A 23,588-nucleotide genomic window follows, 5' to 3' on the forward strand; every position below is an offset into this window, starting at 1 on the left:
ATCAAATCATGGGTTAACCATCACGAATTAGCTACTCTTCGCTGTGAATGGCAAACGATCCAAAATGCCATCCAGGAAGCTTCCCGTTGAATTCAAACTGCGCACAATAGCTTCCATCGCCTGGAACTGTGACATCAGCCGTGCCCTATAGGCTTCACTACGACGCTCTAATGCCTCTTCATCTTTACCAACTCTGGTGATATCTCTATTAATAGAGTCCTCACGCTCTTTGATAACACCAGATGACTTCAGATAGTCATTGATCAGATTGCTCATGGTGCCCGAAAAACCACGCGAAAAAGTGACACTACCCGAAGTAGTTCCTGGCTCAATCGTCATGGTCAAACCTTCTGCCGGACTACCCAGTGCCGGTAAGAGCACGTTGCCGTAACCAAAAGCGGCAACACCGCCGACAGTACCTGCAACATCTTTACCTGATACACCGGTAGCAACACTCAACCCCAAATCCGCCAGGTCGTCACTGGCTTCGGTAATATCAATACGGGTGGATGAGCCATAAGCATCAGAAATGAATTGTAATGTCCCAGTGTCTGCATCATAGCTAACCGCCAGGGACGCACGCGCTTCCTTCACATTGGAATCAAGGTTAATCAGACTTTGCAGATCCATGGCTAACTCAGCCCCGGAAGCGTATACCTTGTCACTTGGCAAGCTAATCAAATTGGTTTCTATACCATCGACACGCATCTTAAAGCTGTAATCTTTTCCGGTAGTATCCAGAGGAAAAGTTAATTGGAGTTCATCACCTGTCAGCTTGCCTTTGGATGGCTGCTGGCTGATCACAACATCATAGGTACCGGGCTTGGTATTAGCCGTATATTTGGTGATGTCAATCTGTGCAGTTGAACTACTGGTTTTGGGAACAAATAAATCACGCACCAGATCAAAATTGTTATCAATAGCTGCACGAAAACCCGTATTGCCTTCGTTTTCAATAATTTTTAATGAACCATCCAGCTCTGTGCGGATACCCAGATACGAAAGGTTGGTAAAACCACCGCTCAGACCGGCAACCGACGATGACAATATATTGCGGATACCCTGCACAAGATTTTTTGCCAAGGGGTCAGTACGCAAACTACCGTAGTCTTTTTTCTCGGCATCAAACCCTACCAGTTTTTCAACTTCTGTTTTAAAGGTGTTATAAGCTGTGACAAAATCGCGAATAGCAGTTTCCGCGACGGTTTTATCCTCGGTGATATTGATGGTTATCGTTTCTGTGGTAGATGCAGCGAAAAGATCGAACTCCAGCCCTTCTACAACATCCTTAACCTGGTTGGACTCTCGACTAACCAGCAGGCCATTTACACGAATTTTTGCGTCCAAACCGCCCTGTTGTTGAGTGAGATTCTGGGTGGACTCATTAAAACTAAAACTGGACAAACCCGAAGAGCCGTCGGCCTCTGCTACAGAGATTTCAATTTCATTTTTGGCACCAGATTTCGCCGTTAACAGCAATTTATAACTGCCACCATCACTCACAATACTGGCGCTCACACCAATACCGGCTTTGTTAATAGCGTCGCGCAACCCCATCAATGAATTATTGGAGTCATCAATAACAATTTCTGCACCGGTTTTCGTAGAGTCAACACCAAAGCTGGTAAGGTCATCGTTCCACTCACCCAATCGAATGGTGAGGGTGCCCTTGCCTATCGGCGCATTCATCGAAGCGAACGTCCCCGAACTCAACGATTGGGCCTGGGCAATCTGCTCGACTTTCAGTTGGTAATCTCCCGCATTGGCGGAAGCATTCAGTTTGGTGATGCTGAGCAAGGAGGTGCTGGGTAGAGAGACGGCCTTGGCATTAAAGGTATCCGAGCTGCCCAATGCCGCTGCTGCACTTTCCAGCTTGGCCAGTGAGCTGCGCAACAGGCCGTAATCGGAAATCTGGGTCTCAAGCAGGGTTTTACGTGTTGTAAGACGCTGGGTCTGGGCGGCCTTGTTGATTTCAACCAGTTGATTGGTTAATGCATTGGTATCGATACCAGAACCCGTGCCCAGGGCACTGATAATACTGGAACCTGTCGCTGCATTCGTACTGTTGGTTGTCGTTACCATGGATACCTCCCAGGCATGGATTTACCGCTTATCACATTGTTTAGCGGCTGCACACGCATAAACTTTAGCCGATTTTGCCGCTTTTTTTTCACAAGTCCTTACTATTCGGTGACACGCCTTAAATTATAACCAAAAGCCACGGAAAACATTTTTAATATAACCAGGGCCTCGAACAAAAAACCGCAGTCAAGCTGCGGTTTTTTGTTGATCACCGGGCGATTAACGCAAAAGTGACAACACCTGTTCAGGTCTGGCATTTGCCTGGGCCAGCATCGCAGTAGCGGCTTGCTGTAGCACCTGGGCCCGGCTCAATGCTGCAGTCTCCGCAGCAAAGTCCGCATCCACGATACGCGAACGAGAGGCAGAGGTTTTTTCCGAGATATTAGCCAGGTTGGACATGGTAAAGTCCAATCGGTTGTTGATCGCACCCAACTGCGAGCGAGCATCATTGATGGTCGCCAAGGCTTTATCAATCACACCGATTGCCTTTTGCGCACCGGCTACCGTATCGATACTGATAGAGGCAATAGCGGTTCCAAAGGCTCCCTCAGCAGTCACATTTGACTCAAGCAAACCAATCGTTGCCGGTACAGCGTTAGCGCCCAGCCTGATGCTGATTGGAGCTCCGTTGACACTGGTCAGTTTGATACCACCAGGCACTGTCTCTGTCGTAGCACTAATAGTGGTTGCCGCACCTGTACCTGACTGGATTTGCAGAGTAGCGGCGTTCAAGTTCGCCAAGCCATTGTTGGTACCATCGACACCGAAGGTAATCGCCGCGGCATTCCCCTCAAGTACCACACGGGTTCCCAGCAGGGTCGCACTAATGCCGGTAACATCTTTTTTGGCATTAAATGCATTTACAATATCGCCAATACTGGTGGCACCGTTAATATTGATCGGTTCACCGTTCATCAACAGCGCGGATGTAATCGTAGAAAGGTCAACACTGCCAAAGTCCAGGGTTGTTGCCGAGAAAGCTTCTGCAGTAACACCTGTATCAGCCTGGGCAGCATTTATTGCAGCGATTTTCCCGGCAAGGCTATTGGTATCCTTATTGGAAATCACTACGCCATTGATCGTTAAGTCGCCCACATTCCAGGCAACGTTAGGTGTCGTGATACCGACACCTTCAACCTGGCCAGCATTGGTATTTTCGCGGAAACCCAATTGATCCAGTTGTGCCAGGGTACCGGTTGAGCCACGGGTAATGGTGATGGGATCACCGTGTTTGGACTCCAGCACCAGGCGACCATTATACGCCCCTGCCACTGTACCGCCGGCATTACTGGTATCTGCAACTGTCAGTGACTGTACATTCTGGGCGGCAATACTCAAGCGGCCGCTTTCCGTCACCATGGCATTCAACAAACCACCGCTTTCCGCATTAATTTTTTCTACCAGTTCATCCATATTCTGGGTATTTGTTACCTGGATGACGCTGGTAGAGCCATCCAGTTTGGTGATTGTCACTTCAAAGACATCGCCGTTCTCCAGAACACCGGTGCCAACACCCGTACCGGTTGCCTGGGCGTAGGTAGATGCAGCGACACCCAGCACGTTGGTGTTGATATAACCCAGCAATTCATCCCAGGTATCCGAAGCACCATCAAAGGTTTCCAGGGCTTTGACGATGGACTGGCCGTTGATCAGTACATCATTTTCATTCAATACCAAGGCAGGAGGACCTGCCAGATCCATTTCACCCCCCAGCATATCGACGCCGACAAAACCCATACCCAGGGTTTTCGCATCCATAGCAGGGATTTTCATGGTGATAATTTGACCGGCATCGGCACCTACTTGCAAATTCACTTTGCCCAGTGAGCCATCCAACAATTTTTGCCCGTTAAATGAGGTTGAGGTCGCAATACGATCCAGTTCCTCGATCAATTGCTTGACCTCAGCATTCAAAGTAGCGCGGTCTGCATTGGAATAGATACCGTTCGAAGACTGGATCGATAATTCGCGCATACGCTGCAGGATGTTGGTGGTTTCCTGCAAAGCACCTTCTGCGGTTTGAATCAGCGACACACCGTCATTCGCGTTGCGGATTGCCTGGTCGAGGCCGCGGATCTGGGATGTCATGCGGTTGGAAATCGCCAGGCCTGCGGCATCATCTTTGGCAGAATTAATGCGTTGGCCGGAAGACAAACGCTCACTGGCTCTGTCGAGAGCGCTGCCCGAGTTCATCAGTTGACGCTGTGAATTCAAGGAAGCGACATTGGTGTTAATGACTAAAGGCATAATGAATCTCCTAATGATTGTTCCTGTTCACAGTTGCGTTTGCTGTGACAAGTCGACTGATGAAGTTCAGGAACAGCGACGAACAGCGGGCTATCGCGGACCATTGGAACTTCGTGGCAAGACTTGTAAGAAATTTGCTAACAAACCGGTTTGTTACAAACAGGATTTCTATACGGGCCGCCTGAGTCGACTTTTGCACAGACTGTGCCAAGAAAATTGAAGGAGATTTGGAGGCTGTGCCGAAAACACACAAAAAAGGGATTAATCCAAACTAAAAACCTGTGCAGACCACATCCGTTTTACACCGATAATAGAGCGGTATTTTTTGAAAAAAATCGAATTATTTTGGGATAAAAAAAAGAGCAGTCTATGCTGCTCTTTTTATGTGGCACATGTTGTACCCAAACCAGGAAAAACACCATAACCAATTGATAAATAAGGCCTTTAAGCCTCCGCACTAAACAGCCTTACAGGCTCCTCTGAGCTCAGGTGCTGGGCAATTCGCAAAAAAGTTTCATCGGGGATTTGACGAATTAACTCTTGTGTTTCGCGATCCAAAACCTTCACTACTGTCTCCCCCGAACCCGGGTCATAAGTAAATTGCAAGTCACGCTGGGTTGATTGAATATATTCATTCATTTGAGCAACAGCAGCGGTAATTTTTTCCTGTATCTCCTGCGGATCAACCCCTTCCAAAGGACGGGATTTTGCCGCTTCGACGGCAGGCGGCAAAGGATTGCCGGTTTTTTGACCTTGCCCACTACCCGCTAGTTGAATCTGGCCAGGCAACGACGAAACCGGCACAGACTTGGTCTGTACCGGGGTCGAAGTGATTTTAGTGACTTCGTTCATAACTTAGTCCTCACTTGTTAACCCACCCTGCCCTTGTGGGGCCGGGTGGGTGTTAGCCTGATTATCTCAACAGTGACAATACTTGCTGCGGACGGGCATTGGACTGGGCCAGCATCGCCGTTGCGGCTTGTTGCAACACTTGTGAACGGCTCAGAGCAGCAGTTTCAGCAGCGAAGTCAGCATCGGTGATACGTGAACGGGCTGCCGAGGTCTTCTCAGAGATATTCGCCAGGTTAGAGACGGTAAAGTCCAGACGGTTGTTAACCGCACCCAACTCAGAACGCACATCACTGATAGTCGTGAGCGCGTTGTCGATCACCTTGATGGCTTTTTGAGCGTTGGCCTGGGTGTCAATGCTGATAGAGGCGATTGCAGTACCAAAGGCGCCGCCAGTCGCGATGTTGGAATCCAGCAAGCCGGTTTTGGTTTGCGCAGCGGTATCTTTGTGCTGTACGGAGATGGGGTTGCCGTTGTTGCTGGTTAATTTGATACCACCGTCTGCCGAATCGCCATCGGCAACAGCAACGGCGCTACTTTCATCACCGGCTTTCGCTAACAGGGCAACGTTATTGGTGTCTGTGAGCACATCTTCAACCGCATTAGTCGCTGTTGTGCTGGTACCAAAGGAAATTTTTCCTACATTGCCCTCAAGGACAATACGAGTCCCGGAAACAGTGGCGGTGATGCCGGTTTCATTGGTCTTGTCATTGAACTCTTTGGCAACAGCGGCCAGGCTGGTGGGGTTTGCGGTAATGGCAATATCAACACCGTTAAGCGCAAAAGTACCGCCAGCCAAGCTGGTAACTGCAACTGAACCAAAATCCAGAGACACAGAAGTGAACGCGGTAGCAGAAACTCCCGTCTGATCTGACACAGAGTTAATAGCCGCAACTTTAGCGGACAAAGCACCATTAGGCACAGTTTGATCTGTGGTTGTGGCAGGTATATCCACGCCATTGATTTTTAAATCGCCTGCAGCCAGGTTGCCATTACCTACAGCAAAGCCTTCTACAGTGCCAGCTTTATCATTTTCACGGAATCCAAAGGCATTCAATTGCTCAAGGGTGCCATTTGAACCGCGGGTAACAGTAACTGGATCACCATTATCTGCCTTAAGCACAATACGTGCATTGGCAGCTGTTGTAATACCAGCCCCCAACGCAGTTGCGGCTGTTGCACCTGTAACCGCAATACTGCTCACATTTTCTGCAGAGATGGACACTTTGCCATCATCACCGATAGCAACAGAGAACTTGCCACCACTTTCTGCATTCATTTTCTCAACCAGCTCTTGCAGGCTGCTGGTTCCATTGACACCACCACCGATATTAATGGCAGCGGTTGTACCATCAAGGTTGGTAAGGGTTACAGTCACTGAATCAGAGGACGTTAATATACCGTCACCTGAGCTGGTTGCTGTTGCGACAGCATAAGTAGAGGCAGTAACACCATTAACATTTTTATTAATGTGGTCAATCAACGCCTGGTCACTGTTGGTTGCACCGGTGCCTGCACCGTCAAACTCATCAGTGCCTTTAATAATGGACTGGCCATTGATCAAAATGCTGCCTTCACGCAATACCAGATCACCAGTGAGCGAATCAATGTCTGATGCGCCCCCCATCAAATCCACACTGGTAGAACCCATACCCAGGGTTTTGGCATCCATTGCAGGGACTTTCAGGGTAATGGTTTGGTTGGCACTGGCACCTACTTGCAGGTCAATGTTACCCAGTTTGCCGTCGAGCAGGTTTTGGCCGTTGAAAGAAGTGGTTTTAGCGATACGATCCAGTTCGGATACGAGTTGCTTCACCTCAGCGTTCAAGGTGGCACGGTCGCTGGCGGTATAGATACCGTTCGCAGACTGGACGGCCAGCTCACGCATACGTTGCAGGATGTTGGTGGATTCGGACAGCGCACCTTCAGCGGTCTGGATCAGCGATACACCGTCGTTGGCGTTACGAATCGCCTGGTCAAGGCCGCGCACCTGTGAGGTCATACGGTTGGAAATTGCCAAACCGGCAGCGTCGTCTTTGGCGGAGTTAATACGCGCACCGGATGACAAACGCTCGGTTGCACGGTCAAGCGCGTTGCCTGAACTCATCAACTGACGCTGAGCATTCAGAGAGGCAACGTTTGTGTTAATGACTAAAGCCATGATGAATCTCCTGGATTAATGTCTGTGTGCAGGAATAACTGCTCAAACTAGTCGGTTGATGAAGTCTGAGGGCAACTGCTTTATCAGCACTTCTGAACAGGTTATCGACACATCCGGGAGTAGCTTTAGGGGATTTTTAGGCAGGTTTTGAAAATCTTACGCTATGAGAAACCAATTTAATAAACAAAAAGTTATAAAAAATCTGTTTTCGTCAAATTATCGACCATAGGCATCAATAGCCTTTGCTGCATGACCAGCCTGCCGCAAATCCGACACCAATTTTGTTTTACGTGTCTCCGCCAAGTTGGCCAGTTGTTCATTAATAGTCTGGATCTCACGCACCAGGGCTGCAGCGCGCTGGCCCAATTCCGCTGCCGCCAGTGATTGCAGGTATTCGGTATCCTGGATACTCAGCAAACCCTGTTGGCGTTGCTGTACCAGCGTCTCGAAGGATTCCCAATCATCCGCCCGGGCAAGGGATAACAGGGCTTGGGACTGGCTCAGTGCACGCTCCAATGGGGCCAGCAATGTATCGGTATTCATAGGCAGCGCTCTTAGCGGATAGAGTTGGCAGATAGGATCATTGCGATTTTTATCACACATTGAACCTGTGTGGGCAAGCCTAGCAAAAAGATTGTTGTAGCGAGGAAAATATCCTGGCCCACGCCAAGTGATCAGGTCATCCCTGCCCAATTGGAATTCGCTTCAGCCAGGTTTAGAAATAAGAGAACAGGGATAACTGGCTTACCTTAACAAAGCTCTGCTGGGCGGCACTCAATACAAAGGATTGCATGGAAAGCTGGATTGACGCTTCGGCATAGTCAAGGTCCTGCAAACTGGAAAGCACCGTTTTGGTGGTCAGGGTAACATCCAGGTTCAGATCCCGTGAACTTTCCAGGGTATTCAGGCGAGCCCCCACGTCGCCCTGAACCGCAGCCAGGTTAGTAATGGCACTCTCCAGGTTGGTCAGGGTTTTAGCCACCAGCTCCGCCAATTTTTCCTTGCTCTCAGGGCTATCTTTTACCTCGCGCATTGCCTGGGCAAAGCGCGACAAGGTCGTCAACAAACCTTGTTTGTCGGTAGATTCCACAAAAAAACTATCGCCATTAACTGCGGTTACGCCATTGGTAGACGCACTTCCCATCCCCTGGCTTGGAAAGCCCAAGGCGGCATCTGTATCGGGATTGCCACCGGAAACCGTGATATTCAGGCCATTAGCCACAGTAAAACCTGTGGGTGTCAGGGTGACCCCCAATGCAGCCAACTTCGCCTGGTTGCTAGGGGTTCCCGTGGTACTGTTGAGTAAGGCGGCCATATCCGCCGCGCTGTTCACATTCGCATCCAGCAACAGCGTCTCTGTGCGAGCCCCCACGGTCACGGTGAGGGTTGTTGGCGCTGCCGAAAAATCGACAGGAAAACTCGCACCAGAGCCAAAATTCAGGGTTGCAGGAACAGCCGGCTCACCCGAGTAGGGATTGCCAACAATACGGAATCGCGCACCAGCCACTTCAATATCCTGGCCGGCGATATAAGTCTGGTTAGTAATAAGCTGCTTGCCGGATGTTTTTTCCGTCACACTAAAAACGACACCAAGCCCTGTACGGTTAAAGCTGATCACCAGATCATCGGGATACAAACGGTCAAAGGCTTCCTGATCAATAACTTCGCCTACGCTGATCATTGCAGGAGGCAGCGCTTTGTTAGCGGTGCTGGCAGATGTTGTGAAGGTGTTGTGTCCGCTGGGTACATCGACAAACAATTTTTTGCCGGAATCGCTTACCGGAACACTGACGGATGCGGACGCTTGCAAACGCAGCTGGCCTTCATCACCCAGGTAGGAAAAATTGCCGCCGCCATCGCTGGTAAAAGGCTTGGTCGAACTCTGGTAACCCGCAAAAATATATTGACCGGATGCATTGCGGGTATTTTGTAAATTGAGCAATTCATCCATGCGTGCTTCAACTTCAGCGGCATAGGCCGCATAGTCTGCCTGTGTCAGAACGGCGGTATTACCTGCAGAGACAGCAATCTGGCGCATACGTTGAACCAGGCTGACAATCGTCTGGAGACTGGACTCTTCAAGATTTAAATTATTTTCAGCGATATCAATATTTTTTTTATATTGCTCAGTGCGCGCCAATTCCTGGTTAAGCTGCAAAATCGTCGTCGCCGCCACCGGATCATCGGCGGGCGATAGCACTTTTTTCCCCGTGGCCATCTGCTCCTGGATTTTGGTGACCGACGATTGCGCCTGGCTGATGCCCAAGGTGGCGATGTTGTAGATTTGCGAAGTGGATACGCGCATGACTAGGCTCCGTTTAATATCGGCAATTTATTGCCGCTACCAAGACAATTACAGAGACTCATGCACAAACTGATCCAAACTGATTGGGTAAGGTTTTTACAATGCATTCAGCAGCGTATCAAACAACTCACGCGCTACCGTAATAACCCGCGCATTCGCCTGATAGAGTTGCTGGAAGCGAATCAGGTCGGCAGCTTCTTCATCCAAATTGACGCCGGAAATTCCGTCGCGCATGGACTGGGTTTGCTCAAGCAAGCTTTTACTGGCCTCGGTATTGATTTTTGACAGGCTGCTGCGGGTTCCGATTTCCTCCACCAACTTGCCGTAGGCATCGCCAAAACTCATGGTGCCATTTTGCATGGTTTTGGCGGTTTCAAGTCCTACCAGCGCCAAGGCATTGCGGTTGTCGTTAGTGCCATTGGTATTAAAGCCCACTGTAAACGTATCACCTGCCTTGGGTTGGCCACTGATATACACCTGGTATCCAATATAGGATGACAGTGCAAAATCACTGGCAGTACTGTCGCCAAACAAGGGGCTGTTGGACGGCGATGTATTCAGGCGGACACCATTGCCCATGGTGATATCGATACGCCCCCCCACCACAATCCCCTGTTGCTCACCCGCACCGGTATCTGCACCTGCCAGGCGGACACTGGGGTTGCCGGTACCATCGTTCACATCAATACTGCTCGAGTTAGTACCGGAAGCAACCAGGCGTATATCCAGATCGACACCGGAAGACGCTACCAGTTGTAACTCCGCAGCACCCGTTACCGGGTTGGTACTACTGACAGCGCGCAATCCCAGGGTTTGCAAATTGGGATTTGCATTAATGCGCTGGGCCAGGTAATCGTTAAATGCCGCTTCACCCATGGTGTTGGGATTGGGTACATCACCTTGAAAACCGGTACCGTAAGCATCGTATTCAATCAGCGGCTCGCCATTCACATAAAGTTGGGTTGGCGGTGCGAAATCCGCATTGTCGAGTTGAATATTGGTGATATTGGCCGTGGTAAAGGCGCGTGCGGTAACACCCGGTATGGTGCTAATTTGCGCAGCCGTTTGCGCGGCTGACGCACCGGGTACGGTTGTCAGGGTTTTGGTGGATACCGATCCGGTTGTCGGGTCTGTTATGGTAAAGCGCAATTGCTCTGCCAAATAACCATTGGACATGGTGTTACTCAGGGACGCGAGCGTTTGCGGTTCGCGACCGGCAGGCAAACCAAGGCGACTTCCCTTACCTACTACCAGGGTTTCCCCCATGTCACTCGTGAAAACAGCATTGCTGGTACCGGGGATAAAAATTTGCTCGCGCAAGGCAGGCGACAGTGGCTTGGGGTTGGCAGGATCAGAATTATCCAGCACCTCATAGGTTGTCTCTGAAGTAAAGCGAATCAATATTGGCGGGGAAAGCTGACCGGCAGTCTGATAGGCCGGCAAGGTATTGCCATTAATATCCACCAGGCTCAACACGTCACCTGCACTGATCAATCCACTACCTGAGTTACTGGTGCTGGATGCGGTGCGAATAGGCGATGCAAATGCCAAATCCTCCGGGCGACTGATCACAGATTTAATATCGCGCGCTGCGTATTTAGTGGGTTGTAAAACGAAGCTATCGCCCCCCTGGAAAGAGCCGCTGTTCAAACTCAGTGTCAATCCTTCAAAGCTGATCGTTTGGGGATAAGCCCCGGTCAATGCGCCCTGTGCGACAACACTATTGTCACCTACACGGGTAATCAGATAGTTAGAGGTATTGGGGATAATTTCAAAGCGATAATCATTGACTCCCAACGCGTTAACATCATCGATACGCAATGTCAGGTTGCGATCATACGGCAAGGCATTATTGCTGCCATGGACAATACGGCTGCTCATGGCATCCAGTGTATTAATGTCCGAAAACAAGGGCTGTCCATAATCGCCGTCCAGGTCTAACCCTTGTTGCTGCATTTTGTTGAACTGGTCAGAGATCGCCAGTGCAACCCGGCCCAACTCATTCTGGGCCGGATATAACACTTCATTGCGATAACTTAACAAGCCGCCAATCTGGCCACCGGAAATCTGGCTGGTAATATCGGCTGCAGAGCCATTGCTGACCAACTGGATTTTGCCATCATTGGTTACCGAGAAAGAACTGACCTGTGAGCCGACGATCAATGGCTGTCCATTACCAATAAAGACATTGACATCCCCATCACCCTGGTTAACCACCTGAATGGAAACCAGCCCGGATAATTGCCGCAACGCCTCATCGCGTTTATCCATCAGGTCATTAGGCATGTTTCCCTGGCCTGATGCCCGCTTTTCCGCAATGGATTGGTTTAGCTCAGCAATGGATTTTGCCAGTGCCGTCATTTGGCTAGTGATTGTTTTAACTTCGCCATTAATGCTCTTTTCAATATCCGCCAGGCGTTGGTACAAACTATTAAAGCGGACACTCAGGTTATTAACCTCTGTGACAATCAACTGGCGCGCCGGTGTAGAGGCGGGGTCATTGGCACCATTTTGCAATGCAGCAAAAAACGTTTGCAGCCCACCACTGAGCCCTGTGCTGGTGTCAGCAAACAATTTGTCAATTTTGCTGATATTGACATTGTAAGTGTTCAGCTGGTTATAGGTTGATGTATCCAGGCGCAACTGGGCAGTCACAAAATCATTAACGATACGCTCTATCGATGTGGTAGTAACACCAGACCCCACAAAGCCGGCAGCACCTGCACTTTGTTCCGGGCGTGTGGAATAGACAACCTGCTGACGGGTGTATCCGGTGGTATTGGCATTGGAAATATTGTGCCCGGCTGTGCGCAATGCATTTTGGCTAGCCTGTAAACCGGAGATGGCATTGGAGAGGATACCGGACATGGGATTACTCCATTAGTCGCTCGCGCGCCTGGCTGGCGAGCGATAACAGGGATTGTGCAGATTGCGCCAAACCGGACAGGGTACTGATCGCTTCGTTTTTCAGTAGGCGTTTGATCTTGTTAGCATATTGCGGGTCTGTTGCATAACCGGCCTCCTGCAGGGCCTCTGCATAAGCGGGGGAGTTTTTACCGACTGCCAGTGCAGGCTGGTAACGTGCATTATTTTTCATCAGGGCAACATAATCAGCAAAGCTTTCGGCATAGCTGCTGTATTTTTTGAAATTGGCGCGCTCGTATTGGGGCATACCCTGCTTATATTCGAGGGTAGCCACATTAACACTATCGCCCTGCCAGCGACTGCTTGCCTTGATATTGAATAAATTAAAACTGTTCTCACCCTGGCGAGTATGGATAACGTGCTTGCCCCATCCGGTTTCAAGCGCTACCTGCGCAACCAGTACATCAGGATTAATATCCAGGGCCTTAGCCGCCTGCTCTGCATGGGGCTTAAGCATGGCAACAAAACTTTCCTGCGAAGGACTGACCGCCAACTTGCCACCGGCCGGATGGATGCGGTTGGCATATACAGGTCCAAGGTTTGAACGATCAACACCTGTGTGGTACGCATTTAACAAACGATTTTCGCTATCGGCAGCCTCATCCTCTTCGACAACAGGCGCCAGTGTACGCAGGGCTTCGCCCCACTGCTGATACTTGACCACGTCTGCCAGTTTGCCATCGGTTATCGGTGACGATGCCAATGGCAATGCAGCCGTAACCCTGTTTTCGGTTTCCTGCCCAAGGTGTTTGCCATAGTTCAGCAGCATATTTTGGTAAAAGTAATCAGCCAGTCCCAAGCCGCGGCCATTGGTCAACTCGATAGACATTTGCTGGTCGAGCATATCGCGATGAAACTTTTCCTGCTCACTGCTAAATAAACTGCCCTCTGCAAACACCTCATTGGTCGCGCGCATGCTTTTGAGCATTTCCTGCACAAACATAGCCTCAAATTTTTTGGCTACTTCACGCAGGGCTTCCGGGCTTTGTTCACGCCCCAGGGCGCGAATAGCATTCATACCACGCTGGTCGAATACTGTGTCCTGTGCTTTGGTCATGGCGCCATTGATGTCGACAGGTAACATTTAAATCACCACCAACTCAGCTTTAAGTGCACCGGCTTGCTTTAACGCCTCCAGGATGGCCATCAGGTCACTGGGCGATGCACCTACGTTATTGACCGAGCGCACTATGTCATCCAGGCTGGCACCGGGTGCAAATTTGAACATGGGGTTAGTCTTTTCTTCCGCGGTGATATTGGTACTAGGCACGACTACGGTAGTGCCCTGCCCCAAAGGATTGGGTTGGCTTACCGTCAGGCTTTCAGCCACAGTCACCGTCAAGCTGCCATGGGTTACCGCCACCGGGGAAACGCGCACATTTTTGCCCACTACAATAGTGCCGGTGCGCGAATTGATAATAACCCTGGCGGCTTCTTCACCGGGGGTCACTTCCAGGTTTTCCAGCATGGCAATAAAATCCACACGCTGCGCCGGATTTTGTGGTGAATCCACCATCACTGACACCGCATCCAGTGGGCGGGCTGTGTCAGGTCCCAAAAATTTATTAATGGCCTGGGCCAAGCGATTTGCTGTGGTAAAGTCTGCACGGTTGAGGTTAAAAACAATCGGTTGCCCTGCGGTAAAGTTGGTTTCGACCATGCGCTCCACTAAAGCCCCACCGGGAATACGACCTGCACTGGGCACATTCACGGTAATCCTGGAGCCATCGGCACCGGTTGCGCTTAAGCCGCCAACCACCAGGTTTCCCTGGGCCACAGCGTAGACTTTCCCATCAAGGCCTTTTAACGGTGTCATTAACAAGCTACCACCGCGCAAACTTTTGGCGTTACTAATCGATGAAACAGTAATATCAAGTGTCTGGCCCGGTTTGGCAAACGCCGGCAATTCTGCCTGCACCATAACAGCGGCAACGTTTTTCATTTGCATACGCGCGCCTTCAGGCACAGTAATACCGAATTGTTTGAGCATGCTGTTGAAAGACTGCACGGTAAAAGGAGACTGTGTGGTTTGGTCCCCAGTGCCGTCCAGGCCAACAACCAGACCGTAACCAACCAATTGGTTAGCGCGCACACCGGCCACACTAGCGATATCTTTAATGCGTTCCGCCTGTGCTGCCACACTTATTGCAAAGAGGGCAATCGCTGTTATCCAATAAAGACTACGCATAGAAAACCTCACTACAACACCAAGCATCGACATGACAAGCTCCGATTACAGTGGCCACAAATCACTGTTAAAAAAGCGCGATAACCAACCCATCTTTTGTGCATTGGCCAGTTCACCGGTACCACTGTAGGAAATTTTGGCATTCGCCAGGCGGGTAGACACAATCGTGTTATCAGGTGCTATATCTTCCGGGCGCACAATACCGCTGATACGAATAAATTCATCACCACGATTCAGGGTGATCCACTTTTCTCCACGCACAATCAGATTGCCATTGGGTAATATCTCGGCAACAGTCACCGTGATATTGCCTTGCAAACTGTTGCTCTGATCCGCATCGGCACTGCCATCAAAGGTCCTATCCTGTGTCAGGGTAGTGGTTAGCTCACGATCTTTAATAGTCGGATTTGCTCCCAGCAACGGGCCGGCATTGAAATTCACACCACTTTTTTTACCGGTGGTTACACCGGATGATTTCCTGGAGACAGTTCGCTCACTCAAGGTAACGGTAATAACATCACCCACAAAATGTGCCTTGCGATCATTAAACAGGCTGACACCATAGACATCCTGGTAAAGCGAGCCCTCTGTGCGCTGCGGAACTGACATATTGGATGCAATGGTAGGCGCATATGCCGGATCATCCGCAATGGGTTTGCGATTGCCACCACAGCCGATCAACAGCGAGACTGCAGATACCATCAGTAACCATTTACACATTGCAGGAATGTTCATAATCAGTCACTCACCTAGAGGTTCTGGGTAATGTATTGCAACATCTGGTCTGCGGTGGAAACAACCTTGGAATTCATTTCATAGGCACGCTGGGTGGTAATCATATTCACCATCTCTTCCACGATATCCACATTGGAGCTTTCCAACATACCCTGCTTCAAGCTGCCCATACCGTTCTCACCGGGTATACCCTGTACCGGGTTACCACTGGCGGGAGTCTCCAGAAATAAATTTCCACCGATAGCCTGTAAACCGGATGGATTAATAAAATCCGTCAGGGTGATATCACCCAATTGTTGAGGGTCAGCAACACCGGGAGCAAACGCATTAACCGTACCATTACTACCGATGGTGATTTTATTCACTCCCTCGGGAACAATAATGGCAGGCTCCAGCAAATAGCCATCGGCATTAACAACCTGCCCTTCACCGTTAAGCTGTAACTGGCCGTTGCGCGTGTAGGCGATGGTGCCATCGGGTAGCAGTACTTGCAGGAAACCGCGGCCATCAATAGCAACATCCAGCGCTTGTTCAGTAACCTGGATATTGCCTTCGGTAAATTCTTTCTGGGTTGCCACCACACGGACACCCGTACCCAATTGCAAACCGGAAGGCAGTTGGGTTTCCTGGGTTTCCTGCGCGCCCGGTTGGCGTTGATTCTGATATAACAAATCTTCAAAAATGGCGCGATCGCGTTTAAAGCCCACAGTTGCCACGTTAGCAAGGTTGTTGGAAATCGTCGCCAGTTGGCGATCCTGGGCGGCCAAACCGGTCTTACTGACATAAAGCGCTGAGTGCATGATTTTCTCCTCAGGTTGGCAAACAACCTTGCTGGACTATCGACTTAAGACATTTGCAACAATTGTGTAGAGGCAGCGCTATTTTCCTCAGCGGCCTTCATCACTTTCACTTGCATTTCATATTGGCGTGCAAGGCTCATAATTTGGGTAAATTCAGTAACGGCATTCACATTGCTGGCCTCAAGCATGCCAGCGCGCAGGGTGACATCGACGGCGGGCTGGGCATTCAATCCATCACGCTGGCGAAATAAGCCGTCATCCCCCTTCTCAAGGTTTTTAACATCGGGGTTAACCAATTTGATACGCGCCACTTCCACCATAGCTTCAGGCCCCTGCCCCAAGCCCACCATGGAAATGGTGCCATCAGCCCCCACCGCCACACGTTCGTTTTCAGGGATATTGATAGGACCTGCCGCGCCCATGACCGGCAGGCCATTGGCAGTGCGCAACATACCTGCGGCATCAATCGTCATATTCCCGGCGCGGGTATAGGCTTCGGTACCATCCGGCGCCTGGATGGCGATAAATCCGGTCCCCTGGATGGCAACATCCAATTCATTACCGGTCGTTATCATGGGGCCGGCGGTGAAATCGGATGACGGAGACTCGGTTAAGGCATAGGCACGGGTGGGCTGGCCATCGCCGTAATACACGCCCATACTGCGCGATTGCTCAAAATCCGCACGGAAACCTGTGGTATTCAGGTTGGCCAGATTATTGGCGCGATTGGTCTGGGCCAGCATGTTGTGCTTGGCACCAGTCATGGCGATAAATAAGGCTCTGTCCACTGCGCTTGCTCCGCATAGCGTTAATTTTCTGGCATTCGAGTTGCCGCTGGGAGGGATTTTGCAAGAGGGGTGCCAAGTCGGATTAATACGGGCTTTGATTATAAAAAATGCGCTAATTACATGATTGGCAAAACATTTTCCCAACCACGGCGATAGCTAAAACAGACAGGTGACAGAAAAAATAAAAAGCAGCGGCAAATCACTGCCGCTGCTTGCCGCTGAGGTGGATCAACGCGGAAATTAACGCAGGTTGATAATGGTCTGGGTCGTGGCGTTAGCCGTTTCGATGGTTTTGGCGTTTGCCTGATAGTTGCGCTGGGCAATAATCAGGTTAACCAATTGCTCGGACAGGTCTACGTTGGATTCCTCTACCGCACCCGCCGTGATATTCCCCAATTGTGCAGAACCTGGCGCACCAATCACAGCTTCACCGGACTCAAAGGTTTGCGTCCACATGGTATCGCCTGTTGGCTTGAGGTTATCAACACTGGCAAAGTTCGCCAGGGCTACCTGCCCTAATATTTGTGCCTCACCATTGGTAAAACGCGCAAACACAATACCGGTAGTGCTGATATCCAGGCCGGCCAGACGTCCGGTCGCATAACCATTCTGATCCAGGGATTCCACCGCAAAGACACTACCAAACTGGGTGCTGCCGGCCAAATCAACTTCAAAGTTAGAGCTGGTTGGTGGCTCTACAACAGGAACACCACCCCCTTGCAGCACATTCAATGGCCCCAGTGCTCCCACTGGCTGCCCGTCAGTTCCCAAAGGTGTCCAGTTGGAAATCAACATGGTATCGGTTGCGAAGGGATTCAATGAACCATCCGGATAAAAGTGCACATTGAATGATGCCATGGTTGGCTGGGTATTTTGTGGCGATGGCAGTGATGGATTGGGATCACCCACATTCTGGCCATCGATTTGCACATACATAACCCAGTGGTTAGGTGAGGTGCTGGGATCGGCAGGATCATAAGCCTGCTTTACAAAAAACTGACGCATTACATGCGGGTTACCCAGGCTGTCATAAACTGTTGTTGACGTGGCATGGTTATAGGTTTTTTGATCATTGGGATCAAATGCATTAATCGGTACCGGTGTGAAAAAATTCGGTACGTTGATAGAACCGTACAAGCTGCCACCATACACAGGTACAGTAGGTTGGCTACTGTTAATGGAGTAGCCCTCTTGAAGGGTTACGGTTACCACACCGCCAATTTTTACTTTTTCGGTGGCGTTATTAACAGTTTGGGCGGGACCTTGTGCTCCCTGTACTTGGGCAACACCGCCGCCGACATCAAAAGAAAAGTCCAGGTCGCGTCCGGTTGCCGAGGTAATCTGCAAATTACCTGCATCATCCAGCTGGGCACTGATACCAAACAATGTCGAGGTACTGAGTGCATTAATCTCATCGCGCAGCGCGGTCATATCCGGCGTGCCGGTAGATGTCAGGTTAACACCATTCAACCGGAAACTGCCGTTATTGCTGAAGCTGCTGCCTATCAGGGTTGCAGTGGTATTAGCGGTAGCACTCACACCAGCCAGGGCATTTAATTCCGATGCGGTTTTATCTGCAGAAGAACCATACTCACTGATGTAGGTAACATCCGTACCACCCGGGTTGCGGATAACCAGGGTATGGGACCCGTAATTATTGGTAACCTCCGGCACCCCAGCCTGGAACGCCGTGGGATGTGCAACACCGACACTGGTAGCTGCACCATTCAATGCCGTAGTTAAGGGGTTGGCATCAGAAGCCGGGTTGACTTCAACAGCAATAATCGACGCAACACCTGTTGCCAGGTCGCGGAAACGCAACTCGCCCGTTGTTGCATCGGCATAGGCCTCCACGTTGACAGGAGACGGCGAATCAAAGTTTGCAGAGTTAATCAGGTTAGCCAACGCCGAGGTAGAAGCAGCAGAACCTGAGTTAAGCTGTATGGTTGACGACGTCGTTGCCAAGGTCACCGGATCGGTGCGATACAGGGTAAAGGTCGTGGTATTGCTGGGAGAGAAGGTGATACTTCCGCTAGGAGCCAAAGAAACTGCACCCACATTCAATGTTGATGTTGTTGCGGTTTTCGCCCCCTGCTGGGCTTCGTTGACACCCGAACCATTGGAACTGAAACGCTGGCCGGTTGTTTCCAGCACACTTTCGTTGGCATTCAGGTTGAATGAAGCATCCACAGCGGTTGTCTGGCGAGGGGCCTGGGAGCTGACATCAACACGCAAATCACTTAACACACCGCTGATATTGCCATTTGCATCGGCAACAAAACCTTGCAGCAAGGCGCCGGTACCATTAACGATATAGCCATTTTTATCAAGGCCGAAGGTACCGGCACGGGTGAATAAACGCTCACCGTTTTTTTCTACCACGAAAAAGCCTTCACCATTAATCGACAAATCCAGTTCGTTCTGGGTGAATTTAAGGTTGCCCTGGGTAAACTGCTGGCGAATATTTTGAATGGTCACACCGCTACCGGGCGTATTGGCCCCTCCCCCCAACAGGGTGCTGGTGTATACATCACCGAATTCAGCACGCGAACTTTTAAAACCGATTGTGCTGGCGTTGGCAATATTATTACCCGTCACTTGCAAGTCGGTGTTGGCAGCGCGAATTCCGCTTAAAGCTGTATTAAAGGACATAGTACACCTCGACCTGTAAAAGGTTTTTTATCGACACTAGTTAAATTGTTTAACCTTGCTGGCTTCCACTGCACCTATGCCTGCCAGGTTGAGGATCAGCTCGCCATTGTCACCAATGGTCACGCTGTTCACATTAGCGCTCAGCGATGTTGCGATTGCCTCGGATTTGCCATTCTGGGTCGCGGTGACTTCGAAGCGATATTGACCAGCAGCAGCGGCATCATCTCCGGCTTCCCAATCCAGCAGGTTGCCGTTGATTTCAATATTCTGACCATCCCAGCGGAATACAGACTCACCACTCGGCAATTCACCAACCGGAATAGTTTGAACCAGGGCACCATTGGCATCATAGATACGCATTTGCGTATCGGTAGTCGCATAATCCAGGGTTACGCTGCCCGCCACTATGCCACCGCTATACAGCGTGCTCTTATCCGACTCCACGCTAACGCTGCGGCCAACCAATGACGATGCCTGGAGTGCGTTGTTCGACATAAAGCTGTTAAAACTTTTATTTAAACGCTCCAGGCCCTCTACAGAACTGAACTGCGCCAGTTGGGCCACAAACTCGGTATTATCCTGAGGGCTCAGTGGGTTCTGGTTATTCATTTGCGCAATCATTAATTCCAGGAACGCCGCTTGTCCCAATTCATTACTATTGCGCTTGGTTTCCTGACGCTTGGTAATGCTCAGGTTGTCAACAACACTGGAATTGCCGGTAACAGTTGTCATCACTTGTCTCCCTCGGTTACTGACCCAGAGTCAATACGCGCTGAACCATTTGCTTGGCAGAATTCATGACCTCGACATTCATCTGGAATGAACGCGACGCAGAAATCATATTGGCCATTTCCTCAACGGGATTTACGTTGGGATAAAACACATAACCATCGGCATCGGCCTTGGGGTGACCAGGCTCATAACGGCGCTGCAAAGGTGCATCACTTTCAACAATTCCCAATACCTGCACACCGGCATTGGCATCAAGCTCGTTTTGGCTGTAACCAGCGCCATTAAGGTTGCCCATCGCCTGTTGTGCAATCGCTGCAAAAACAGGCTGGCGGCTGCGATACACCTCATCCACACTGGAGCTGGCAGACTGTGCGTTTGCCAGGTTGCTGGCGGTTGTATTCAGGCGCAGGCTTTGTGCGTTCATGCCAGTGCCTGCGATATCGAAAATAGTGCCAAGTGCCATAATGTGTTTCCGCCTTATTCAGTTACCCTGCCCGTTACTCACCGCGAATCGCGGAGCGCAAGCCGGAAAATTTACTGTTCAGGAATTGAAAGCTGGCCTGGAATGCCAATGCGTTTTTCATGTACTCCGCATGTTCAATCTGATCTTCCACCGTATTGCCATCAATCGAGGGCTGCTGGGGAACGCGATAGAGCAAACCCTCATCCACACCGACAAATGTTGACGCGGGTATGTGTTTTTCGTTGGTGGTAGCCACATCAAAGCGCTCGGCTTTTTTCATTTGCTGCCCCAGGGCCTGTTTGAAATCAACATCGCGCGCCTTGTAATTGGGGGTATCTATATTGGCCAGGTTATTGGCCAGCACCGAAGCGCGTTCAGAGCGAAACTTGAGTGCTGATTCATGGATACCCAGGGCTTTATCGAAAGAGATGGACATAAGGCATTACCTGTAACGATCAATGGGATGATTTCCCTTGAGTGATCCACAGCAATGCGTGTGCCAACACCTACAACACACATTAACTTATTGATATTTATTGTTTTTTAAACAAAAATGGGTTTTAAAACAGAAGGCGGCAACGGCAAAGCGGCAAGAGATTACCGCCAGGATGGCCGATATGCCTGTCGCCTATAATGTACCTGCGCAGCAACGCCCCACCCTTCAACAGGTGGGAGCAGGCAAAATGCTTAAGGCGTTTTAGAAGATAAAGAAAAGGATAATGACAGGCAGGACACAGGTCAGATAGCGCGATAAACAATACCTGGCTCGCAGCGAACCATTTCAAACAGATCAGCTACACCGGCCAATCCTTCTGAAGAACCCAGGAAGAGAATGCCTCCCGGACGGAGGGACGCATGGATTTTTTGCAAAATCTGACGTTTGAGTTCCGCGTTGAAATAAATCAGTACATTGCGACAAAACACAATATCGAATTTACCCAGCACAGCATAAGAGTCCATCAAATTCATTGGCCTAAATTCAATGCGTTCCTTGATGGCAGACTTAACACGCCAGGTATTATCAGACAACTTGTCAAAATAGCGATCCAGGCGGTCCTCTGTCAGACCGCGAATCACAGAAAGGCGGTCATATTCCCCCTTGCGCGCCTGCTCTAACACGGTAGAGGATAAATCCGTAGCAATCACCTGCACCGGACGGGACAAATTACCCATCTGCAATCGCTTGTATTCCTCCACCATCATACTGATGGAATAAGGCTCTTGTCCCGAGGAGCAGGCGGCAGACCAGATACGGATTGGGCCAAACATGCGGTTGTTGGGAACCATCAATTGCGGCAAAAGAGTGTTACGCAGGTATTCATAGGGGTAGATGTCGCGAAACCAGAAGGTTTCGTTGGTTGTCATGCAATCAATGACTTGCTCACGCAACTTACGGTTAAAGCCCTGTTTAAGCACTTTAACCAGCTCGCCAAACGAATGCAGATTGTTTTCCTCCAGGATGCGACGAATACGGTTAGTCACCAGGTATTGCTTGTTGTCGCCCAGCGATATACCGCAAGCGTCCTCAAGAAACTGGCGAAACTGGTCAAACTCTCCCGGATCAATACGATCGCGAGGGTTAGGCTGACCAAAGGGGGGGGATTTGTTAATCATAAAAATCCAAAATCAGGATTACCACCTGAACACCGGGAGCATCCGCTCCCGGTATCGCGACCTATACAGGTTGATCAGGCGCCTGGTTGAACCGCAGGCAAGAGGCTCTCACCGGTCATTGCCAATACACGATCATTGACACGACGGGCCAGCTCATCCGGGTGGAACTTGGCAAGGAAATCATCCGCGCCAACCTTGCGCACCATCGCCTCATTAAACACCCCACTCAGGGAGGTGTGCAAAATAATATGCAGGTTTTTAAGCTCAGGATTATTGCGCACTTCGGCAGTAAAGGTATAACCATCCATCTCCGGCATTTCAATATCGCAGATGATCATAATCAATTCACCGTAGGGGTCCTTACCTTCCTTCAACAAGCTTTTAAGGTACGCCAGCGCTTCGGCACCATCCTTTTTCAGGGTTGTGCGAATCCCCATACCCTCAACGACACGCTGGATCTGCTTGCGCGCAATGGTTGAGTCATCAACGATAAGGACATGCCGCTGTACCGCGCGCTCGGCAATGCCATCCTGGATGACGCCTGCACTGACCTCTTCGCGGATTGGCGATACTTCAGCCAGGATTTTCTCAACATCAATAATTTCTACTAACTGGCCATCGACCTGGGTCACAGCGGTAAGGTAGTGCTCCTTACCTGCCCCCTTGGGTGGCGGGTGTATATCTCCCCAGTTCATATTCACAATTCGCTCGACCGAACGAACCAGAAACCCCTGGGCGGTACGGTTGTATTCAGTGATGATGACAAAACAACTTTCTATATCTGGTAGCGCCCGCTTACCAATCGCCAGATTCATATCCATGATTGGCAAGGTTCCACCGCGAATGTGCGCTACACCGCGCACAACGGAACTACGACCGGGAATAGCATTCAATTGCGGACATTGCAGGACTTCTTTGACCTTGAAGACGTTAATGCCATAAAGCTGCTGTCCCCCCAAACGGAACAGGAGCAGCTCGAGACGATTTTGACCAACCAGCTGGGTGCGCTGATTGACACTATCCATTACGCCAGCCATGTAGCTACCT

18 protein-coding genes are annotated in these 23,588 nt (G+C 50.2%); all 18 read right to left on the reverse strand.

Annotated elements, in window-relative coordinates:
* Nucleotides 1–27: 27 nt before the first annotated feature.
* A complete protein-coding gene (gene fliD / locus CJA_RS09340) occupies nt 28–2,082 on the reverse strand; it encodes a flagellar filament capping protein FliD (protein ID WP_012487531.1) in 2,055 nt (684 codons plus the stop codon).
* 219 nt (nt 2,083–2,301) lie between these two features.
* On the reverse strand, nt 2,302–4,329 hold the full coding sequence (locus tag CJA_RS19855; RefSeq protein ID WP_012487532.1) for a flagellin N-terminal helical domain-containing protein: 2,028 nt from the start codon (nt 4,327–4,329) through the stop codon (nt 2,302–2,304).
* A 444-nt stretch (nt 4,330–4,773) separates the two neighbouring features.
* Nucleotides 4,774–5,181, reverse strand: a complete 408-nt coding sequence (locus CJA_RS09350; RefSeq protein ID WP_012487533.1) for a flagellar protein FlaG — start codon at nt 5,179–5,181, stop codon at nt 4,774–4,776.
* Between the two features lie 61 nt (nt 5,182–5,242).
* Nucleotides 5,243–7,339, reverse strand: a complete 2,097-nt coding sequence (locus CJA_RS19860) for a flagellin N-terminal helical domain-containing protein (protein WP_012487534.1) — start codon at nt 7,337–7,339, stop codon at nt 5,243–5,245.
* Nucleotides 7,340–7,555: 216 nt separating this feature from the next.
* Entirely contained in the window at nt 7,556–7,882 is a 327-nt protein-coding gene (locus tag CJA_RS09360; RefSeq protein WP_041551399.1) for a flagellar protein FliT, read from the reverse strand.
* Nucleotides 7,883–8,054: 172 nt separating this feature from the next.
* On the reverse strand, nt 8,055–9,644 hold the full coding sequence (gene flgL / locus CJA_RS09365) for a flagellar hook-associated protein FlgL (protein WP_012487536.1): 1,590 nt from the start codon (nt 9,642–9,644) through the stop codon (nt 8,055–8,057).
* Between the two features lie 96 nt (nt 9,645–9,740).
* On the reverse strand, nt 9,741–12,512 hold the full coding sequence (gene flgK, locus CJA_RS09370) for a flagellar hook-associated protein FlgK (RefSeq protein WP_012487537.1): 2,772 nt from the start codon (nt 12,510–12,512) through the stop codon (nt 9,741–9,743).
* Nucleotides 12,513–12,516: 4 nt separating this feature from the next.
* On the reverse strand, nt 12,517–13,653 hold the full coding sequence (gene flgJ / locus CJA_RS09375; protein WP_012487538.1) for a flagellar assembly peptidoglycan hydrolase FlgJ: 1,137 nt from the start codon (nt 13,651–13,653) through the stop codon (nt 12,517–12,519).
* Nucleotides 13,654–14,757, reverse strand: a complete 1,104-nt coding sequence (locus tag CJA_RS09380) for a flagellar basal body P-ring protein FlgI (RefSeq protein ID WP_041551402.1) — start codon at nt 14,755–14,757, stop codon at nt 13,654–13,656.
* A gap of 45 nt (nt 14,758–14,802) precedes the next feature.
* Complete coding sequence (flgH, locus tag CJA_RS09385; RefSeq protein ID WP_012487540.1) at nt 14,803–15,492, reverse strand: flagellar basal body L-ring protein FlgH; 690 nt, start codon at nt 15,490–15,492, stop codon at nt 14,803–14,805.
* Between the two features lie 14 nt (nt 15,493–15,506).
* Nucleotides 15,507–16,292, reverse strand: a complete 786-nt coding sequence (gene flgG / locus CJA_RS09390) for a flagellar basal-body rod protein FlgG (protein WP_012487541.1) — start codon at nt 16,290–16,292, stop codon at nt 15,507–15,509.
* 44 nt (nt 16,293–16,336) lie between these two features.
* Nucleotides 16,337–17,080: a flagellar basal-body rod protein FlgF gene (gene flgF, locus CJA_RS09395; protein WP_041551405.1), complete on the reverse strand. Its 744-nt coding sequence runs from the start codon at nt 17,078–17,080 to the stop codon at nt 16,337–16,339.
* Nucleotides 17,081–17,320: 240 nt separating this feature from the next.
* Complete coding sequence (locus CJA_RS09400; protein ID WP_012487543.1) at nt 17,321–19,732, reverse strand: flagellar hook-basal body complex protein; 2,412 nt, start codon at nt 19,730–19,732, stop codon at nt 17,321–17,323.
* Nucleotides 19,733–19,768: 36 nt separating this feature from the next.
* Nucleotides 19,769–20,464 (reverse strand): flagellar hook assembly protein FlgD, encoded by a 696-nt coding sequence (locus CJA_RS09405; protein ID WP_012487544.1) that lies wholly within the window; start codon nt 20,462–20,464, stop codon nt 19,769–19,771.
* 16 nt (nt 20,465–20,480) lie between these two features.
* Entirely contained in the window at nt 20,481–20,927 is a 447-nt protein-coding gene (gene flgC, locus CJA_RS09410) for a flagellar basal body rod protein FlgC (RefSeq protein WP_012487545.1), read from the reverse strand.
* A 34-nt stretch (nt 20,928–20,961) separates the two neighbouring features.
* On the reverse strand, nt 20,962–21,363 hold the full coding sequence (flgB, locus tag CJA_RS09415) for a flagellar basal body rod protein FlgB (protein ID WP_012487546.1): 402 nt from the start codon (nt 21,361–21,363) through the stop codon (nt 20,962–20,964).
* 302 nt (nt 21,364–21,665) lie between these two features.
* A complete protein-coding gene (locus CJA_RS09420) occupies nt 21,666–22,541 on the reverse strand; it encodes a CheR family methyltransferase (protein WP_012487548.1) in 876 nt (291 codons plus the stop codon).
* A 74-nt stretch (nt 22,542–22,615) separates the two neighbouring features.
* Nucleotides 22,616–23,578 carry a chemotaxis protein CheV gene (locus tag CJA_RS09425; protein ID WP_012487549.1) on the reverse strand — a complete coding sequence of 321 codons (963 nt, stop codon included), beginning with the start codon at nt 23,576–23,578 and terminating at the stop codon, nt 22,616–22,618.
* Nucleotides 23,579–23,588: the final 10 nt, after the last annotated feature.

Origin of the sequence: Cellvibrio japonicus Ueda107 (assembly GCF_000019225.1) — a bacterium.
GTDB lineage: Bacteria > Pseudomonadota > Gammaproteobacteria > Pseudomonadales > Cellvibrionaceae > Cellvibrio > Cellvibrio japonicus.

Coding starts and splice junctions, on each gene's coding strand:
- CJA_RS09400 (WP_012487543.1), bottom strand. CDS start 19,732: ATGTCCTTTAATACAGCTTTAAGCGGAATTCGCGCTGCCAACACCGAC.
- CJA_RS09420 (WP_012487548.1), bottom strand. CDS start 22,541: ATGATTAACAAATCCCCCCCCTTTGGTCAGCCTAACCCTCGCGATCGT.
- flgL (WP_012487536.1), bottom strand. CDS start 9,644: ATGCGCGTATCCACTTCGCAAATCTACAACATCGCCACCTTGGGCATC.
- flgG (WP_012487541.1), bottom strand. CDS start 16,292: ATGCACTCAGCGCTTTATGTCAGTAAGACCGGTTTGGCCGCCCAGGAT.
- flgK (WP_012487537.1), bottom strand. CDS start 12,512: ATGTCCGGTATCCTCTCCAATGCCATCTCCGGTTTACAGGCTAGCCAA.
- flgB (WP_012487546.1), bottom strand. CDS start 21,363: ATGTCCATCTCTTTCGATAAAGCCCTGGGTATCCATGAATCAGCACTC.
- CJA_RS09350 (WP_012487533.1), bottom strand. CDS start 5,181: ATGAACGAAGTCACTAAAATCACTTCGACCCCGGTACAGACCAAGTCT.
- fliD (WP_012487531.1), bottom strand. CDS start 2,082: ATGGTAACGACAACCAACAGTACGAATGCAGCGACAGGTTCCAGTATT.
- flgH (WP_012487540.1), bottom strand. CDS start 15,492: ATGAACATTCCTGCAATGTGTAAATGGTTACTGATGGTATCTGCAGTC.
- flgC (WP_012487545.1), bottom strand. CDS start 20,927: ATGGCACTTGGCACTATTTTCGATATCGCAGGCACTGGCATGAACGCA.
- CJA_RS09405 (WP_012487544.1), bottom strand. CDS start 20,464: ATGACAACTGTTACCGGCAATTCCAGTGTTGTTGACAACCTGAGCATT.
- CJA_RS09425 (WP_012487549.1), bottom strand. CDS start 23,578: ATGGCTGGCGTAATGGATAGTGTCAATCAGCGCACCCAGCTGGTTGGT.
- flgJ (WP_012487538.1), bottom strand. CDS start 13,653: ATGTTACCTGTCGACATCAATGGCGCCATGACCAAAGCACAGGACACA.
- CJA_RS09380 (WP_041551402.1), bottom strand. CDS start 14,757: ATGCGTAGTCTTTATTGGATAACAGCGATTGCCCTCTTTGCAATAAGT.
- CJA_RS09360 (WP_041551399.1), bottom strand. CDS start 7,882: ATGAATACCGATACATTGCTGGCCCCATTGGAGCGTGCACTGAGCCAG.
- CJA_RS19855 (WP_012487532.1), bottom strand. CDS start 4,329: ATGCCTTTAGTCATTAACACCAATGTCGCTTCCTTGAATTCACAGCGT.
- CJA_RS19860 (WP_012487534.1), bottom strand. CDS start 7,339: ATGGCTTTAGTCATTAACACAAACGTTGCCTCTCTGAATGCTCAGCGT.